This is a genomic window from Micromonospora sp. MA102, assembly GCF_025460765.1.
In the GTDB taxonomy this organism is placed as follows: domain Bacteria; phylum Actinomycetota; class Actinomycetes; order Mycobacteriales; family Micromonosporaceae; genus Micromonospora; species Micromonospora halotolerans.
On record NZ_JAMWEG010000010.1, the window covers coordinates 124,183 to 143,344 of the forward strand.

The window sequence follows — 19,162 nt, forward strand, 5'->3', positions numbered from 1 at the left end:
CTCAGTTCGCTCCAGGGGTGTCGGGGGTGTGCGGCTCGGCCATCGCCACGGCGATCCTGCGGGGGCCGGTGAACGGCTCCCGGCCGTGCGCGGCGGTCATGTTGTCCACCACCAGCACGTCGTCGCGCTGGTAGTCGAAGCGGACGGTGGCCGCCCGGTAGGCGGCGCGCAGGTGGTCCATGACGTCGGCGGGGATCTCGCCGCCGTCGCCGTAGTAGGTGTTCGACGGCAGCCCGTCGGCGCCGAACATGGCCAGCAGCCCCTCCTGGTAGTCCTTCGGGAGGGTGCTCACGTGGAAGAAGGTGGCGTGGTTGAACCAGCGCGGGGTGTCCGAGCCGGGCCGGTGGTGCACCACGTCCCGCACGGCCCGGGTGCGCAGGCCGTCCGTGCCGACCCATTCCACGGTGATCCCGTTGGCCGCCGCGTACGCCTCGACCTCGGACCGGTTCTCGGTGTTGAACACCTCCTGCCAGCGGGTGCCGAAGTCGCCGTGGAAGTTGCGCACCAGCATCCAGCGCCGCCGGACGAACTCCTCGCGTACCGCCGGGTCGATCAGGTCGTGGACCCGGCGGACGTCGGCGAGCGGGGTGGCGCCCCGGGTCTCCGGAGCGGTGATGCAGTAGAAGAACAGGGTCAGCGGCCAGCGCGCCTGGTACGAGTTCTCGTTGTGCAGGAAGATCTCCTCGTCCGGCGGGTAGTCGGTCGAGGTGTACACCCGGCCCTTGATGGAGTGCCGGGGCGAGGAACGCTCCGTGTAGGTCAGCGGCTCGCCGGACAGGGCGCGCACCACCCCGTCGAAGCCGTCCACCCCGCCGACGTCGAAGCCGCGGAACAGCAGCCCGCCGTGCTCGACGAGGGTGGCCCGCAGCTCGGCGCGGCGGGCCGCGATCAGGTCGGTCAGGGCCCGGCCGTCGTTCTCGACGACCACCGGCAGCGTGGCGATCGTGTCGCTCATGATGCGGTGTCTCCTTGTTCTCGTGGTCAGGCGCGGGGTAGCCGCGGGATGGCCGGGATCGCCGCCGGCGCGGCCGGTTCGTCGGCGGGCTGGCTGGCCCGCAGCTCCTCGATGCGGGCGGCCAGCCCGGCGACCGTGGGGGTCTCGAAGAGGCTGCGCATGGGCAGCCGGACCCCGGTGGCCTTGCGCATCGCGGCGATCAGCTGCACCGCGACCAGCGAGTTGCCGCCGAGGGCGAAGAAGTCGTCGTCCACGCCCACGTCGGTGACGCCGAGGCCGTCCCGCCAGACCTGGGCGATGGTCTTCTCCAGCTCGGTCGAGGGGGCGGCCGAGCCGCCGCCCGTCCCGGCCGCTGCGGTGGCCGGGGCGTCGGTCTCCGCCTCCAGGCTGTCCGTGGTCACCCGGGCCGCGCGCCGCCGGATGTCGGCGACGGTGCGGGTGGTGATGACCACCTGCGCGCCCAGGCCGGCGGTGAGGCTGCGGCGGAACGCCTCGGCCCCGTCGACCGGCCGGATGTCCTCGGTGACCGCCGCCGGAGCGGCGCCGGCCGGGGTGTCGGCGAGGCCGCCGGTCACCGCGCCCTGGTCCACCTTGCGCAGCACGAAGTCGCTGATCGAGACCAGCTCCCGGCCCTCGGTGTCGCGCAGCGACAGGTCGGCCGCCACCACCTCCTCGGTGGCGCTGGGCCGGTGCCGCAGGTGGCTGTGGAAGGTCGCCGGCAACGTCCCCCGCACCACGATCCGGCCGTACGACAGCGGCAGGTAGGTGCCGGAGCCCTGCCCGCGGCCGAACGCGGTCGCCACGTCCAGCAGCGCCGGGTGCAGGCCCCAGGAGGGCAGGTCACCCAGCGCGGCGGCGGGCGCCTCGACCCGGGCCAGCTCCTCCCCGTCGGCCAGGTGGTGCTCGGCCAGCGCGGCCCAGCGGGGGCCGAAGGTGAGCATGCTGGTGCGGCCCCGGCCGAACGAGGCGTCGTCGTCGACCCGGCGGCCGGCGACGGCGGGCGTGCCGGCCGGCGGGGCGGGCTCGGTGGTCCAGCCGGCGGCGCCCCGCACGTGGGTGCGGAGCTGGCCGGCGGCCAGGCTCGCCACGGTGAAGTCGACACCGTCCTCGGTCGGGGTCAGCTCCACCCGGTACTGGGCGACCGTGCCGTCCGGCACCGAGAACGGCTCCAGGAAGACGACGTCCCGCAGTTCCACGGCGGCGTCCGGCGCCGGGGCGGGCAGCGCGGCGGTCACCGCGGCCCGCACCGACTCCAGGTGCGCGGTGCCCGGCACCACCGGCACCCCGCCGATCCGGTGCTCGTCGAGCAGCCAGTGGGTGCCGGCGGACACCAGGCCGTGCAGGACGGTGCCGTCCGGGCCGGTCACCCTGGTGGTGAGCACCGGGTGGTCCACCGGGGCCGTGACGGTGTCCCGTCCGGCGGCCCGGAAGGCGGCCGGCGCGTTCGTCTCCACGGCCATGCCGACCTCGGCCCAGCCGCCCCAGTTCTGCGAGACCACCGGGGCGCGGAAGCCGGCGCCGGCGCGCGCCCAGGCGTCCAGGAAGGCGTTCGCCGCGCAGTAGTCGACCTGGCCGAAGCCGCCGATCACCGCGGTGATCGAGGAGCAGAGCGCCACGAAGTCCAGCGGCAGGTCACCGAAGACCTGGGCCAGCGCGAGGGTGCCGGCGAGCTTCGGGGCGAGCACCCGCTCCGCCTCCGCCCGGTCCTTGATCTCGGCCATGCCGCCGCCGGGCAGGCCCGCCGCGTGCACGAGGCCGTCCAGCCCGCCGAACCGCGTCTCGACGGCCTCGCGTACGCGGCGCAGGTCGTCCGGGTCGGTGACGTCGGCCGCGAGCACCAGCACCTCGGCACCGGCCGCCTCCATCCGGCGGATCGCCGCGATGGCCCGGCCGGCCCGGTCGGCGCCGCCGTGCACCGCCAGGTGCTCGTCCCACCCGGCCCGCTCGGGCAGGCCGGAACGGGCCAGCAGCACCAGCTTGGCGCGGGCCCGGCGGGCGAAGTCCTCGGCAAGGGTGACGCCGATGCCGCCCAGACCGCCGGTGATCAGGTAGCGGCCGGCCTCGCGCAGCACGCCCGGTGCGTCCTCGGCGTCCACGGTGACCTGCTCGTAGCCGGCCACCCAGCGCCGGTCGCGGCGCAGCGCCACCTCCGCGTGCTCCGGGTCGACCGGGCCGCGCAGCTCGGCCGCGAGCGCGGCGATCCCGCGCGCGGCGGTGTCCGCGTCGACCAGCCGGACGGTCAGCCCGGGCAGCTCGACCGGGAGCACCCGGGCCAGGCCGGCCAGGGTGGCGTGCTCCGGCCGGACCAGGTCGTCGCCGCGCACGTCGCCGATGCCGGCGGTGACCAGGTCGAGGCGGATCCCCTCCTCGTCGGCGGTCAGGCCGGCCCCGGCGAGGGCCTGCACCAGGTGCAGGGCGCTGAAGAAGCCCCGGTCCTGGGCGGCCCAGGCGGCGGCGATGTCCGTCCCGGCCGGCTCCCCGTCGAGGGCGTACGCGTGCACGATCCGGCGGGGCAGGTCGGCGCCGAGCGCGGCGACCAGGGCCTCGTGGTCCTCGCGGATGCCGGGGCGCAGCCGGAAGCCGCTGCCGGTGACGGCGAAGGCGTCGCCGGCGCGTACCTCGACCGGGTCGTCGCCGGCGGCCCGCAGCGCGGCGACGAGCGCCTCCCCGCGCGGGCCGTCGGCCAGCACGAGGCACCGGCCCAGCGGGACGACGGTCCGCGCCGGGGCGGCCTGCCGCCACACCGGCACCGCGAACCACTCCGGCAGCGGCCGGGGCCCGGTCTCGACCGGGGCCGCCGCCTGCTCCGCCGGGTCCGGCGCGACCCAGTAGCGGCGCCGCTCGAACGGGTACGTGGGCAGCGGCACCCGCCGGGCGTCCGGGTCGACGTCCAGGGTCACCGGCACCCCGGCGCACCACAGGGCCCCGGCGGTGCCGAGCAGGGTGGCCAGGTCGCCGGTGGGCTCGCCGGGCCCCGGCAGGCTGCCCAGCGGGGTCAGCTTCCGCTGCGCCTCGGACGCCTTGGCGACCTGCATCCGGGCCAGGTTGGCGAGCTGCCGGCCCGGGCCGCACTCGACCAGCGCCCAGGTGCCCTCGGCCAGCAGCGTGGCCACGCAGGCGCCGAAGCGGACCGGCCGGCGCAGGTGCGCGGCCCAGTACGCGGGGTCGGTGGCCTGCGCCTCGGTGATCCACGTGCCGGTCACGTTGGAGAGGAACGGCACCGTCGGCGGGCTCAGCGGCACGCCCGCCATGAGCGCGGTGAACTCGTCGAGGATCGGCTCCATCATCGGCGAGTGGAAGGCGTGCGAGGTGCGCAGCAGCTTGGACTTGTTCTTCCCGCCCAGGCTGGCGGCGAACTCCTCGACCAGCGCGGTCTCGCCGGCCACCACGCAGGTGCCCGGGCCGTTGACGGTGGCCACCGACAGGCCCTCGGGCAGCCGGTCCGCGACCGCCGACTCGTCCAGCGTCACGGCGAGCATCGAGCCGGCGGGCAGCGAGTGCATGAGCCGGCCCCGGGCCGCGACGACCCGCAGCGCGTCGGGAAGGGTGAGCACCCCCGCCACGGTGGCGGCGACGTACTCGCCGATGGAGTGGCCGAGCATCGCGGCCGGGGCGACCCCGGCCCGCTGCCAGGCGGTGGCGAGCGCGTACTCGACGGTGAACAGGGCGGGCTGGGTGTAGCGGGTCTGGGTGAGCTTGTCCCCCGCCTCCGGGTCGCGGCCGAGGATCAGGTCCCGGATGTCCAGGCCCAGCTCGGGGCGGAGCAGCTCGGCGCACTCGTCCACGGTGGCCGCGAACCCCGGGTCCTCGGCGTAGAGCTCGGCGCCCATGCCGGCGTACTGCGAGCCCTGGCCGGAGAAGAGGAAGGCGACCCGCGGGGCGGGGCCGTCCAGAACGCCCCGGTGGCCCTTGCGCTTGTCGCGCAGGGCGGCCGCCGCGGAGGGCAGGTCGCCGGCGACCACGGCGGCGCGGTGCGCGTACCGCTGGCGGCCGACCCGCAGGGTGTGCGCCACGTCGGCCAGGAGTTCGGGACCGCCGGCCGTGCCGTTCTCCAGGTGCTCGGCCAGCCGCTCGACCGCGGTGGACAGCGCGGTCGGGGTCTTCGCCGAGACCTGGAGCAGGTGCGCCGGGCGGACCCGCCGCTCGGTCCGGTACGCGGCCGGGGCCTCCTCCAGCACGACGTGCGCGTTGGTGCCGCCGATGCCGAACGAGCTGACCCCGGCGCGCCGGGGCCCGCCGTCGGTGTCCCACTTGGTCAGCGTGTTCGCCACGTAGAACGGGGTGTCGGCGAAGTCGATGGCCGGGTTCGGGGTCTCGTAGTTGATGGTCGGCGGGATGAGGCCGTGCTCCATGGCCAGCACCGTCTTGATCACGCTGACGATGCCGGAGGGCTGGCTCAGGTGGCCGATGTTCGACTTCACCGAGCCGATGCCGCACCAGCCCCGGTCGTCGGTGTCCTTGGTGTACACCGCGGAGAGGGCGGCGATCTCGATCGGGTCGCCGAGCGCCGTGCCGGTGCCGTGCGCCTCGACGTAGCTGATGGTGCGCGGGTCGATGCCGGCCAGGCCGACCGCCTGGGCGACCGCCTCCATCTGGCCGTCGATGCTGGGGGCGGTGAAGCCGACCTTGCCGGCGCCGTCGTTGTTGATCGCGTTGCCGAGCACCACGGCGCGGATGGTGTCGCCGTCGGCGATCGCGTCGGAGAGGCGCTTGAGCAGGGTGACGCCGACGCCGCTGCCCCAGACCGTGCCGTTGGCTCCGGCGTCGAACGGGCGGCAGCGGCCGTCCGGGGAGGTGAAGCCGTCCATGCCGAGGTAGCCGACGTGCGGCAGCTCGATGTTGACCCCGCCGGCCAGGGCCATGTCGCACTCGCCGTTGCGCAGCGCCTCGCAGGCCAGGTGGAAGGCCACCAGCGAGGTGGAGCAGGCGGTGTGCACGGTGAGGCTGGGCCCGCGCAGGTCGAGCCGGTAGGAGACGTTGGTGGCCACGTAGTTCGGCGAGTTGCCGGTGGCCAGGGAGACCGCGCCGTGCGGGCTGCCGCCGACCCGCTTGTTGCGCAGCACGTTGCGGTGCAGGTAGGTGTTGCCGCCGGTGCCGGCGTAGACGCCGACCGCGCCGTCGTAGCGGGCCGGGTCGTAGCCGCCGTCCTGGAGCGCGGTGTAGCAGGTCTCCAGGAAGAGGCGGTGCTGCGGGTCGGTGATCTCGGCCTCGCGGGCGGTCATCCCGAACAGGCCGGCGTCGAACTCGTCGTAGCCGTCGACCAGCGGGGCGCGGTTCACCCAGCCGGGGTCGTCGACCTCCTCGGGGGTGGCGCCGCGGGCGATCTGCTCGTCGCGGGTCAGCTCGGTCACCGACTCGACGCCGTCGACCAGGTTGCGCCAGAACTCGTCGATGTCGCCCGCGCCGGGTAGGCGGGCGGCGAGACCGACGATCGCGATCGGTTCGATGCCGTCGTCGGTGGTGGGAATGTCGTTCTGCATCCGGGGTGTCCTTAGCTCACGCGGTGCGTCGGGGAGGGGTACGGCGTCAGGGCTGGTTCGGTCGTCGGGGTGGGGTACGGCGGGCGCGGCCACGCCGGGCGGCGGCGCGCAGCGCGGCCCGGGCGAGTTCCGGCCGGTCGGCGGCGCCGTCGAGGCTGGCGGCGAGGGCCCGAACGGTCGGGTGGCGGAACAGGTCGAGCATGGTGAGGGAGCGGCCGGTGGCCTCGGTGAGCCGGGCGTGCACCGCGGCGAGGGCCATCGAGTGGCCGCCGATGTCGAAGAAGTTGTCGGCGACGCCGACCCGGTCCCGGCCGAGCACGTCCCGCCAGATGCCGGCGATCAGCTCCTCGGTGGCGGTGAGCGCGTCCGGCCCGGTGGGCAGCGGGGCCCGGGCCGGCTCGGCGGCGGCCACGGTCATCGCGCCGAGCGCCGCCACCCGTACGGCCGGGCGGGGCAGCTCGGTGGCGACCTGGTCGGCGGGCGCGTCCGGGTCGGCCGCGAGGGCGCCGACCAGGGCGGCCAGGTCGGCCAGGAGCGCCTCGATCCGGTCGGCGTCGAACAGGTCCGGGTTGTGCACCACCTCGACGCCGGCCCGGCCGTCGCGTTCCACCACGTAGACGGTGATGTCGAACGGTGAGCCGGGCTTCGGCACCGGCACCGGCTCGACCGACAGGCCGGTCAGCGCGAGCCGGGGCGGCACGAAGTTGAGCACGTTGAACAGCACCTGCACGAGCGGGGCGCGGGAGGTGTCCCGACCGACGCCGAGCGCCTCGACGATCCGTTCCAGGGGCGCTCCGGGGTGCTCGGTGACCGCGTGCAGCTCGGCGGCGCACCTGTCGACCAGCCCCGCGAAGGTCGCCCCGCCGGTGCGGACCCGCACGGGCACGGTGTCGATGAAGAAGCCGATGACGTCGTCGAAGGCGGCGAGCCGGCGGTCGGCGACGATCGCGCCGAGCACGTGGTCGTCGGCGCCGGTGAGCCGGCGCAGCAGCTCGCCGAAGCCGGCCAGCAGCACGGCCGCCACGGTGGTGCCACGCCGGGCGGCCAGGTCCCGTACCGCCCGGTCGGCCGCCTCGGTGAGCCGCACCGCGGCCTCGACGCCGGCGTAGGTCTGTACCGCCGGGCGGGGCCGGTCGCGGGGCAGGTCCAGCACGGTCGGGGCGCCGGCCAGGTGGTCGGTCCACCAGGCCAGGTCGGCCGCGCCCCGGCGGCGGTCGCGCTCCGCCCGCCAGACCGCGTAGTCGGCGTACGTGGCGGGCAGCGGCGGCCGGGCCGGCGGGTCACCGGCGACCGCCCGGGCGTACGCGCCGGCCAGCTCGTCGTAGAGCAGCGCCTCGGACCAGCCGTCGAAGACCGCGTGGTGCACGGTGACGGCGAGCACGTGGGTGTCGGCGGCCAGCCGGTAGACGGTCACCTGCCAGGGCGGCCCGGTGGCCAGGTCGAACGAGTGCCCGGCGCCGGCCGCGAGCATGCTGGCCAGCTCCGCCTCGGCGTCGGCGGCGCCGGTCAGGTCGACCACCGGCACGGCCACGTCGGTCGGCTCCTCGCGGACCGCGTACGGCACCCCGCCGGTCTGCGGGATCCGCCAGCGCAGCACGTCGTGCCGCTCGGCCACGGCGCGCAGCGCGGCGCCGAGCGCGGCGGTGTCCAGCGGCCCGCGCAGCCGGTGCGCCACGGCGATGTTGTAGGGCGCGCTGGACGGGGCGAGCTGGTCCATGAACCAGAGCCGCCGCTGCGGTGGGGAGAGGGTGGGCGGGTTGCCGGTGGTCAGCTCGTCGCCGTCGGCGGGCGCGGCGGCCCGCACCCGGTCGACCAGCGCGCCGAAGGTGCGGTCGGTGAACAGCACCCGGGTGTCGACCCGCCGGCCCAGCTCGGCGCGGAGCGCGGCGACCAGTCGCATGGCGGCGATGGAGTTGCCGCCGGCGGCCAGGAAATCGCTGTCCGGGCCGGGGTTCGCGCCGAGCAGCCGGATCCAGAGTCGCCGGACGGCCGCCTCCACCGGGTCGCCGCCGGCGATCTCCGCCGCTTCCCGCGGCGCGGCGACCGCCAGCGCACGCAGCGCGGGCCGGTCCAGTTTGCCGCTGGTCGGGCTGACCGGCAGCGCGGCCAGCCGCACCGTCCGGGCCGGCAGCATGGCGGTGGTCAGCCGGGGCCCGGCGTACGCCCGCAGCGCCTCGTCGTCGGGCGCGTCGGCGGGGGTGAGGAAGGCGACCAGCTCGGTGCCGGCCGGGCCGGGCACGGCCTCCACGGCCACCCCGTCGACGGCGGCGTGGCCGGCCAGCACGGCCTCGACCTCGCCCAGCTCGATCCGCTGGCCGCGCACCTTGACCTGCCGGTCGGCCCGGCCGAGGTAGACGATCCGGCCGTCCGGCGCCTGCCGGACCAGGTCGCCGGTGCGGTAGAGCCGCTCCCCCGGCCGGTCGCCGAACGGGTCGGGCACGAACCGCTCGGCGGTCAGCCCGGGCCGGTCGAGGTAGCCGTCGGCCAGGCCGGGACCGCCGATCAGCAGCTCGCCGGTCTCCCCCGGCGGCACCGGGCGCAGGTCGGCGTCCACCACGTACGCCCGGTGGTTGGGCAGGGGCAGGCCGATCGGCACCGGGTCGGTGTCGGCGGCCGTGAGGTCACCGCTGACCGCCAGCACGGTGGTCTCGGTGGGACCGTAGCCGTTGAGGAACCGCCGGCCGGGGGCCCAGCGGGCGACCAGCTCGGCCGGGACCGCCTCGCCGCCGCAGAGCAGCACCCGCCACGACGGCAGCTCCGCCGGGTCGAGCAGGGCGAGCACGGTCGGGGTGATGAAACCCCAGGTGACCTCGTGCGCGGCGACGAACCGGGCGAGCCGGACGGGGTCGGCCCGGTCGTCGGTGCCGAGCAGCTGCACCGCGCCGCCGAGCAGCAGCGGCACGAACAGGTCCATGGTGGCCGCGTCGAAGCCGAGCGAGGCGATGCCGAGGCTGCGTACCGAGGCGTCGGCGCCGGTGAGCGCGGCGACCCCGGTGACGAACTCGACGGCGTTGCGGTGGGTGGTGAGCACACCCTTGGGCCGGCCGGTGGAGCCGGAGGTGAACAGCACGTACGCCGGGTCGCCGGGGCGCGCCGGGCAGGGTGCGAGGGGGGCCGGGCCGGGCAGCCCGACCGCCTCCACACCGGGCTCGCCGCCGAACTCGGCCGCCGCGGTGTCGCCGACGACCACCCGGACCCCGGCGTCCCGGGCGATCTCGCGCAGCCGCTCGCGGGGGCCGCCGGGCTCCAGCGGCACGTACGCGGCGCCGGCCAGCAGCACGCCGACCACGGTGACCACCAGGTCGGGGGTACGCGCGCCGCAGACCCCGACCCGGTCGCCACGGCCGACGCCGCGCTCGCGCAGGGCGGCGGCCACCCCGGCGGCCCGGTCGACGAGCTGCCGGTAGGTCAGCCGGGTGTCCCACTGGCGTACCGCCACGGCGTCGGGCGTGCGGGCGGCCTGCGCGGCGATCAGCTCGGCCAGGGTGGCGTCCGGCCAGGGCAGGTCCGCCCCGTACGCGACGCTGGCGGTGAGGATGTCGGTCACCCGTGGTCTCCCCGGTGCTCGGCTGGGTCGGTGATCTGGAGGCGGAGTTCGTTGACGTAGCCCCGGCCCCGCGCGTCGGTGATCCACGACTCGGCCGGGTCGGGCAGCAGCTCGGTGACCACCAGGGCCACGTCGGGACCGGTGCGGGCGGCGGCGTCGACCATGGCGCACAGCGAGTGGGCGTGCAGCGGGCCGGTCAGGTTGACGTAGCAGGGCTTGACCTCGGTTCCGACCTTCACGAAGACCCGCTCGGGCAGGCCGAGCCGCTGCCGCAGGCGCCGGACCGCGAGGTAGCGCTCGGCCTCGCCGCTCACCCCGGCCAGCCCGGACTCCCCGACCGTGGTGCGCCAGGTGCGCCGGGCCACCACCAGCCGGTCGATGGTGATGCGGGGCATGTGCGGGGCCGGGTCGAGCAGCTTGAAGCTGTCCAGCAGCAGCGCGGAGAACAGGTTGCCGAACACCTCGGTGAGCGGCCACCGCCGCCCGTCGGGGAAGACCGCGTCGAACTCGGCGCCGGCGCGCTCGATCCGCACGTCGGTGGCCGGGACGAGGCGGTCCAGGTCGGCGCCCCGGGCCGTGTCGATGCCGATCTGCCGGTCCTGCGGGCCGGTCAGCGCGTAGGTGGTCCGGGTCGTCAGGCGCGGATAGTTGGCCGGGTAGACCACGCGCAGCCGGACCGGCCCGAGGTCGGCGTCGAAGCCGGCACGCAGCACCGCGGGATCCGGGTGGAACGGGGTGAGGACAGCGCTGTCGAAGGTGGTCAGGCTGGGGTGCAGCTCGCCGAGGACCAGCAGGAACTCGCCCCGGTTGAGCGCGTCGAGGTCGGCGGCGACGATCTGCACGTCGGGGCTGTGGATCCGGGCGGACGGCCAGCCGGGGCCGTCGGCGGCGAACAGCTCGGCGGCGCGGGCGGCCAGGTCGGCGCTGCGCAGGGTCAGCTCCGCCTGCCCGGGCGGCAGGTCGGCCAGCCCGCACAGCTCCCGCCAGCGGGCGGTCAGCCCGGCGGCGGCGCGCTGGAGCGGGCCGTCGGGGGCGAGCAGCAGCCCCTGGGCGGGCGCCCACACGTCGGCGAGCCGCACCGGGCCGTCCCCGGCCAGTTCGGCGTGGAGGTCGGCGACGACCGCCGTGCAGGCCGCGCCCACCTCGGCGGTCAGCCAGCGGGCCGCCGTCAGCACCACGGCGAGCGGCTCGGCCAGCGCCTCCCGCACCGCCGCGCCCACCCGCACGTCCAGGTCCCGTTCGGTCTCCTCGTAGACCAGGGTCCGGCCGGCGTACATCTGGCCGGCGTGCCGGGTCGCGGCGGCCCCGGTGACCGCGGTGAACTCGTCGTTCAGCGCGGCCAGCGCGGCGCCCAGCCGGTCCGGGTCGCCGGCCGCGGCGGCCACCGCGTCCCGGGCCGCGCGGAGCCGGTCGAGGCCGGCCTCGGCCCGCGCCCGGTCGGCCGGGTCGCCGACGGCGGCGAGCCGCTCGGCCAGCACCCGTTCCGCGGCCGGGCTGGTGGGCAGGGCGGCGTCCCAGGCGAGCAGCCCGCGCTCGGCCAGCCGGTCGAGCAGCAGGTAGCCGTCGTCGGCGGTGCGCAGGTCGCCGGCCGCCCGGAACCGCTCGACCAGCTCGGCCGCCGGGGTCCGGCCGTCGGCGGCGGCGAGCAGCCGGGCCTCCACCGGAGGCAGCTCGACCGGCGGGTGCAGCGGCCGGTGCAGCCGGTTGCCGACCACGGTCAGGTGCGGCGGCCGGGTCGGTGGCCACCAGCGGCGCACCGCCAGGTCGGCGCCGAGCCGGTCGGCGTACGCGGCCAGCGCCCACGCCTCGAAGTGGACCCGGCGGCGGCGGACCAGGCCCGGACCGGGGGCCACCCGCGACGCGGCCGTCTCCGGTTCGAGGGTGCCCCAGGCGACGGGCCCGAAGAACCCGATGGTCTCGGCCTTGCCGCAGTAGCGCTGCCAGTAGCGCAGCAGCGTCATCTCGCGCTTGCGGCGCCGGCTGTTGCGGGTCGCCGGGTCGGTGCGCAGCAGCCCGTCCAGGGCCACGAGCATGTCCCGGTTCTGCCAGGTCACCGCCTCGCGGAGCAGCGGGTCGGCGGCGAGGTCGAGGGCCGCCGCGGAGCCCTCGGCCGCCGCCTCGTCCAGCGCCTTGTCGAAGACCTCCCGCGTGCCCTCCCCGGCGAGCAGCGCGTCCGCCGCGGCGGCGGCCTCCGGGGCCGCGAACCGGTCCAGCCCGGCGGCCGGGAAGCCGGCCGTCCGCACCACGGTGTCCCGCCAGACCGACCAGCCGGTCTCCCCCAGCGGCAGCAGGTGGCTCATCGGGCCACCGCCCCCTGGGTGTCCACGATGTGCAGGCGCAGCTCGCTGAAGTAGCGGCGGCCGGCGCCGTCGGGCACCCAGGCCTGGTCCGTGGTGGGGAGCATCTCGCTGACCGTGAGCGAAACGTCGTCGCCGCCGTCGACCCGGGCGGCCCGGACCATGGCGCAGAACATGTTGGCGAAGGCCGGGCTGGACAGGTCCACGAAGCACGGCTTGGTTTCGGTGCCGAGCTTGACGTAGACCTGCTCGGGCAGGCCGAACCGGCGCCGCCAGTCCCGCACGGCCAGGAAGCGCTGCCGCTCGCCGGTGGCGCCCGCCAGCCCGCTCTCCCCGACCGTGGTCCGCCAGGTCTGCCGGGCCACCACCAGCCGGTCCAGCGTGATCCGAGGCGTGTACGGCGCAGCGGCGACCAGCTTGAAGCCGTCCACCGCGTGCGCGCTGAGCAGCTCGGCGAAGACCTCGGTGAGCGGCCACCGCTGCCCGTCCGAGGCGGTGGCGACGAGCCGGCCGTCGACCTCGCCGACGGTGAGGTCGACGGTGGGCAGCACCCGGGCCGGCTCGCCGCCCGGCGCGTCCTGGAAGGCCAGGTGCCGGTCGGTCGGCCCGGTCAGCGACTCGGAGGTGCGGCTGGTCCGGCGCGGCCACTCGGTGGGGAAGAGCAGCCGGATCCGCCGTTCGCCCATGTCCTCGGCCAGCGCGGCGCGCAGCCGCTCCACGTCCGGGTGCGACGGGGTGAAGACCGCGCAGTCGAACGACGACCAGGCGGCGTGCAGCTCGCCGAGCACCACCGTGTACTCGCCCCGGGCCAGCGCCGCCGCGTCGGTGGCGCAGATCTGCAGGTCGGGGCTGTGCATCACGGCGTTGGACCAGGTCGGCCTGGCGCCCGGGAAGACCGCGTCGACCCGGTCGGCCAGATCGGCCACCCGCAGCCGTACGTCGGTGGTGCCGGGTGGCAGCGCGTCCAGCCCGAACAGCCCGGCCCAGCGGGCGGCGAAGTCGGCGGCGACCCCGTCGACCGGCCGCTCGCCCCCGCCCCAGAACAGGCCCTGGGCCAGGAACCACAGGTCCGCCAGGGCGACCGGACCGCCGCCGGCCTCGGCGCGCAGCTCGTCGTGGAGCCCGCGGAACACCTCGTCGTACGCGTCGGCCAGGGCGTTCGCCATCCACCGGGCGGCGCGCAGCAGCACGTCCAGCGGGGCGGCCAGCTCGGCGAGCAGCGGCGCGCCGAAGACCACGTCCAGGTCGCGGGCGGTGTCCTCGTAGCAGATGGTGCGGCCGGCGTACATCTGGCCGGCGCGGCGGACGGCCGGACGGCCGGTCAGTTCGGTGAACGTGGCGTCGAGGGTGTCCAGCGCGGCGCGCAGCCGCACCGGGTCGCCGGCCGCCCCGGCCACCGCGTCGCGGGCGGCGCGGAGCCGGTCGAACCCGGCCCGCGCGGCGCTGCGGGCGGCCTCGTCGCCGATCGCCGCGATCCGGTCGCCCAGCACCCGCTCGGCGTCCGGGCTGACCGGCAGGGCCGCGTCCCAGCTGATCAGCTCCCGCTCCACCAGCCGGTCGAGCAGGGCGTAGCCGTCCTCGGGGCGGCGCAGGCCGATGGCCGGGTCGGCCACCAGGTCGGCGGCACGGCGGTGGCCGTCGGCGGCGGCGAGCAGGGCCGCCTCCACCGGGGTCAGCGCCAGCGGGGGCCGGCCGGGACGCAGCACGGTCCGGTCGCGGACGGCGAGGTGCGGGCGCAGCACCGGCGGCCACCACCGGCGGACGGCCAGGTCGGCGCCGATCCGCTCGGCGTACGCGGCGAGCGCCCAGGACTCGAACCAGACCCAGCGCCGGCGGGTCAGCCCGGCGCCGGGGCGGATCCGGGCGGTCTCCGGCTGGTCGGGGTCGACGGTCACCCAGCAGCTCGGGCCGAAGAAGCCGACCGTCTCGTTCTTGCCGCCGTAGCGCTGCCAGTACTTGAGCAGAGCCCGCTCCCGGTCCCGCCGCCGCACGTTGCGGGCCGCGTCGGCGCCGCCGCGGGCCAGCCCGTCGAGCGCGACCAGGGCACCCCGGTTCTGCCAGGTGACCGCCTCGCGCAGCAGCGGGTCGACGGCCAGCTCGCTGAGCCGCTGGGCGGCGGCCCGGACCGCCTCGTCGAACTCCTTGTCGTAGCGGTCCTCGCCGGTGCCGGTGGCGAGCAGCTCGTCGGCCGCCGCGGCGGCCCGGGGCGCGGCGAACAGGTCCAGGCCGTCGGCCGGGAAGCCGGTGGTGCGCAGGATGGCGTCGCGCCACACCGACCAGGCGGTGCCGCCGAGCGGCACCCGGTGCACACCGCCGGCGGTCCCGCGGCCGGCGGTGTGCACCCGGTCCGTACCCGCGGCCGGCCCGCCGGCGCGGGTGGTCCCGGCGTCGAGCGCCGCGGCCAGGTCGGCGCGGATCAGCGCGAGCAGCTCGGGGAGCCGATCGTGCAGGAAGAAGTGGCCGCCGGCCAGCTCGTGCAGGGTGAACCCGGCCGCGGTGTGCGCGGCCCAGGCGGCGTGCTGCTCGCGGGTGACGGCCCGGTCGTCCCGGCCGCTGAACGCGACGATCGGCAGCGGCAGCGGCTCGCCGGGCACGTACCGGTAGTCGTCCACCCGGCCGAAGTCGGCCCGCAGCAGCGGCAGCAGCAGCTCCACCAGCTCCGGGTGGTCGAACAGCTCGGCGGGCAGGCCGCCGCCGCCGCCGAGGCGGCGCAGCAGTTCGTCGTCGTCCGCCCGGGACAGCCCGTCGAAGGGTCCGGGCGCGGTGACGTGCGGGGCGCGGGCGCCGCCGACGTAGAGCCGCAGCGGCATCGGCCGGCCGGTCCGGCGCAGCTCCCGGACCACCTCGAAGCCGAGCCGGCCACCCATCGAGTGGCCGTACAGGGCGTACGGGCGGTCGGCCCGGGCCGCGACGGCGTCGGCCACCTCGGCGACGCCGAAGCGCGGATCCTCGTTGATCCGGTTCTCCCGGCCGGGCAGTTGCACCGGCAGCACCTCGACGTCCGGCCCGATCCCCTCCTGCCAGCGCCGGAACGCGCTCGCGCCGGCACCGGCGTAGGGCAGGCAGAACAACCGCACCGGCGCCTGGGGTCGGCTTCCGGCGGAGACGAACCAGTTCACCGCGGACCTCTCTGAACGGGGTCGATCCAGTACCGGCGGCGCTGGAACGGGTAGGTGGGCAGGCCGGTGCGCCGGACCGTGCCCTCGGGGTGCAGGGCGTCCCAGTCGACGTCCCGCCCGGCGACCCAGTCGGCGGCCAGGTCGCGCAGCGGGCCACCCTCGCCCGCGATGCGGACGCCGGTGTCCAGCAGCATGTCCAGGCCGGCCAGCGCGCCGGCCAGGTCGGCGGCGACGACCGCGGCCCGGTGGGCGAAGGCCCGCCGGCCGAGCGCCAGGGTGGCGGCCACCTCGGGCAACGCCGGGGCGTCGCCGCCCAGGTGGGCCCGCAGCCGGGCCAGCGCGGCCCGCAACGCCGCCGGGGTACGCGCCGACACCGGCAGCAGCCACGGCCCGTCGCCGGGCGGGTCGGCCGGGTCGGCCGGCGGCGGCTGCTCCACGACGACGTGCGCGTTGGTGCCGCCGAGGCCGAAGGCGCTGACCCCGGCGACCCGGCGCGGGCCCTCGGGCCAGTCGCGGGCCTTGGTGGGCACGTAGAACGGGCCGGCGGCCAGGTCGATCTCCGGGTGCGGGCGGGTGAAGTGCAGGTTCGGCGGGATCACCCCGTGCCGCACGGCGAGCACCGCCTTGATCAGCCCGGCGATGCCGGCGGCCGCGTCGAGGTGGCCGATGTTGGTCTTCACCGAGCCGAGCGCGCAGCTCTCGGCGGGCGCGGCCCCGGCGTACACCTCGTGCAGCGCGGCGACCTCGATGGCGTCGCCGAGCGGCGTGCCGCTGCCGTGCCCCTCGACGAGGCCGACCTCGCCGGGGGCGACCTCGGCGGTGGCCAGCGCGTTGGCCACCGCGGCGGCCTGCCCGGCCGGGCCGGGCACGGCGAAGCCGGCCCGGTCCGCCCCGTCGTTGGTGACCGCCCAGCCGGGCAGGACCGCGTAGATCCGGTCGCCGTCGGCCTGCGCGTCGGCGAGCCGGCGCAGCGCGACCACCCCGGCGCCGGAGCCGAAGCCGGAGCCGTTGGCGCCCTCGTCGAAGGCGCGGCACCGGCCGTCCGGCGAGGCCAGCCCGCCCGGGACGTGCCGGTGCCGGGGCCAGGTGACGGTGACCCCGCCGGCCAGGGCGAGATCGCACTGGTAGTCGGCGAGGCTCTGCGCGGCCAGGCAGACGGCGACCAGCGAGCTGGAGCAGGCGCTCTGCACGGCCAGGGCGGGCCCGGTGAGCCCGAGCCGGTAGGCGACCTGCCCGGGCAGGTGGTCCGTGAACTGCCGGCCGATCAGCCGCGCCTCCCAGTCGTCCGGGTCGACGTCGCCGACCACGGCCGGGTTGTCCATGAGGTGGAACAGGAAGTACCGGTTGACGGAGGTGGCCGAGTAGACCCCGACCAGGCCGGGGAAGCGTTCCGGGTCGTGCCCGGCGTCCTCCATGGCCTCCCAGGCCGTCTCCAGGAAGAGCCGGTGCTGCGGGTCGGTCCGGGCCGCCTCGTCGGCGGCGAAGGAGAAGAACTCGGCGTCGAAGTCGGCGACCCCGTCGAGCCGGCCGACGGCCCGCACGTGCCGGGGGTCGGCGCGCAGCCCCGGCCCGACGCCGAGGGCGGCCAGCTCCTCGTCGGTGTGCTCGTGGATCGAGTCGACGCCGGTGCACAGGTTCCACCAGAAGGTGGCCACGTCCGGCGCGCCGGGGAAGCGGCCGGCGAGGCCGACCACCGCGATCTCGTCGCCGGTGTACGCGCGGGCCGCGGCGGCCGGGGCCGCGGGCGCGGGCAGCACCGGGGCGCGGACCGTCTCGGGCGGGGCGTCGAGAAGCGCCGCCTGGGCGGCCACCGTCGGGTGGTCGAAGAGACGCAGCAGGGGCAGGCGCACGCCGAACACGTCGGCGAGCCGCTGTTGCACCTGCCCCAGCAGCAGGGACTGCCCGCCGACGTCGAAGAAGCTGTCGGTGCGGCCGACCGCCGAGCGGCCGAGCACGGCGCACCAGATGTCGTGCACGGCCCGCTCGGTGTCGGTGGCGGGCCCCTCCCCGGCCGGCACCCCGGCCGGCGGGTCGGGCAGCGCGCGCTCGTCGACCTTGCCGGTGACGGTGAGCGGGAACTCGTCGAGCAGCACGACCGCGCGGGGCAGCGCGTAGCCGGGCAGCGCGGCGGCGAGCGCGGCGCGCAGCGCGGTCGGATCGGGGCGGTCGCCGGCCGGGCGGGCGTACGCCAACAGTTCGCCATCGCGGGCGATGGCGCGCACGCCGGCCACCCCGGGCTGGGCGGCCAGCACGGCCTCGATCTCGGTCAGCTCCACCCGGTGGCCGCGCACCTTGACCTGCCGGTCGAGCCGGCCGAGGCAGACCAGCTCGCCGCCGGGCAGCCGCCGGCCGAGGTCCCCGGTGCGGTACGACCGCACCCCGTCGGCGTCCACGGTGAACCGGTCGCTGCCCTGGTTGAGGTAGCCGGGCGCGAGGTGTCGGCTGCGAACCACCAGCTCGCCGGTGTCCGGGGCGAGATCGACCTGGTAGCCGGGGAACGCGGTGCCGATCGGCAACGGTCCAGTGGCGGCCGGATCCACCGTGGACAGCGGCAGCACGTGCCGGGCCACGAAGGTCATCTCGGTGGCGCCGTAGCCGTTGACCAGCCGGCAGTCCGGGGCGAACCGGTCCCGGCCGCGGAGGGCGTCCGCGTAGGTGGCCTGCTCGCCGCCGAGCAGCACCACCCGGACCGCGTCGAGGCGCCGGTCGCCGAGGGCCTCCAGCAGGTAGCGGTAGACGGTGGGCGTGCAGTGCAGCACGGTGGCCCGGTGCCGGTCGAGCTGGGTGACGGCCTGGGCGAGCCCCTGCCGGCGCAGGTCGACCGGGACCACCGCGGCGCCGGTGAGCAGCGCCGGGTAGAGGTCGGGGATGGCGGCGTCGAAGCTGAACGAGGCGAGCAGGCTGAGCCGGTCGCTCGGGCCGACCGCCAGCGCGGCGATCTGGTTGTCGACGACGTGCGTCAGGTTGCGGTGCGTCTGCCCGACGGCCTTCGGCACCCCGGTGGACCCGGAGGTGAACAGCACGTACGCCAGCGCGTCCGGGTCGACCGGCACGGGCCGCAGCGGGGCCGGCGGCACCCGGTCCAGCGGCACGACGGTCCGCCCGCCGGCGAGGCCCCGGGCCAGCTCGCGGTGCTCGGCGGCGCAGGCGAGGGCGGTGACCCCGGCGGCGGCGAGCATGTGGCGCAGCCGGTCGACCGGGAAGCCCGGGTCCAGCGGCACGTACGCGCAGCCCGCGGCGAGAGCACCGAGCAGCGCCGCGACGGTCGGAGCGCCGTGCGCGGTGAGCAGGGCGACGCGGTCACCGGGCCGGACGCCGGCGGCGACGAGCGCGGCCGCGTGCCCCCCGGCCATCCCGGCCAACCCGGCGTAAGCGACCTCGTGGGTCTCACCGAGCAGGGCCGGACGTTCACCGTGACGCGCCGCGACCTCGCCGAAACGATTGATGATCATCGGCTGTGCCATGTCAGCGGGCTGATGTTTCCCCAGTGACGACAGGCGCGCAGCGTTCAGTGAATGTGATCATGATCCCCCCCAGGACTTCACATTGGAGCCAGAATAGGGCTCGATATCTTGACGGGGAGGGCATCGATGCAGGTCGAGCCGAAGGGATGACGACCCGTGGAAGCTCGGACCGAGGAAATCGACCGATCATCCCTCTAGCGCGTAGACGATTTACCGCGTAAGCGCCTACTCGCGAGTTATTTTACGGTGAAAATACTTCCGGACCGTGGAATTTCCACCGCGAGGGCCTCATCTCCGCAG

6 protein-coding genes are annotated in these 19,162 nt (G+C 76.5%); all 6 read right to left on the bottom strand.

Going from position 1 to position 19,162, the window contains the following annotated elements; genetic code table 11:
• Position 1: 1 nt before the first annotated feature.
• The 6 genes from NFX44_RS21055 to NFX44_RS21080 are packed head-to-tail and all read right to left on the bottom strand — an operon-like array spanning position 2 to position 18,850.
• Complete coding sequence (locus tag NFX44_RS21055) at positions 2 to 955, bottom strand: TauD/TfdA family dioxygenase (RefSeq protein ID WP_262285280.1); 954 nt, start codon at positions 953 to 955, stop codon at positions 2 to 4.
• A gap of 26 nt (positions 956 to 981) precedes the next feature.
• Positions 982 to 6,435 (bottom strand): type I polyketide synthase, encoded by a 5,454-nt coding sequence (locus NFX44_RS21060; RefSeq protein ID WP_262285281.1) that lies wholly within the window; start codon positions 6,433 to 6,435, stop codon positions 982 to 984.
• A gap of 46 nt (positions 6,436 to 6,481) precedes the next feature.
• On the bottom strand, positions 6,482 to 9,982 hold the full coding sequence (locus NFX44_RS21065) for an amino acid adenylation domain-containing protein (RefSeq protein ID WP_262285282.1): 3,501 nt from the start codon (positions 9,980 to 9,982) through the stop codon (positions 6,482 to 6,484).
• Positions 9,979 to 12,282 carry a lantibiotic dehydratase family protein gene (locus tag NFX44_RS21070; RefSeq protein WP_262285283.1) on the bottom strand — a complete coding sequence of 768 codons (2,304 nt, stop codon included), beginning with the start codon at positions 12,280 to 12,282 and terminating at the stop codon, positions 9,979 to 9,981. The genes NFX44_RS21065 and NFX44_RS21070 overlap by 4 nt, the downstream gene beginning before the upstream one ends.
• Positions 12,279 to 15,398 carry a thioesterase domain-containing protein gene (locus NFX44_RS21075; RefSeq protein WP_262285284.1) on the bottom strand — a complete coding sequence of 1,040 codons (3,120 nt, stop codon included), beginning with the start codon at positions 15,396 to 15,398 and terminating at the stop codon, positions 12,279 to 12,281. Before NFX44_RS21075 ends, NFX44_RS21070 begins: the two co-directional genes overlap by 4 nt.
• Positions 15,395 to 18,850, bottom strand: coding sequence for an AMP-binding protein (locus tag NFX44_RS21080; protein ID WP_262285285.1), 3,456 nt, complete (start codon positions 18,848 to 18,850; stop codon positions 15,395 to 15,397). The genes NFX44_RS21075 and NFX44_RS21080 overlap by 4 nt, the downstream gene beginning before the upstream one ends.
• Positions 18,851 to 19,162: the final 312 nt, after the last annotated feature.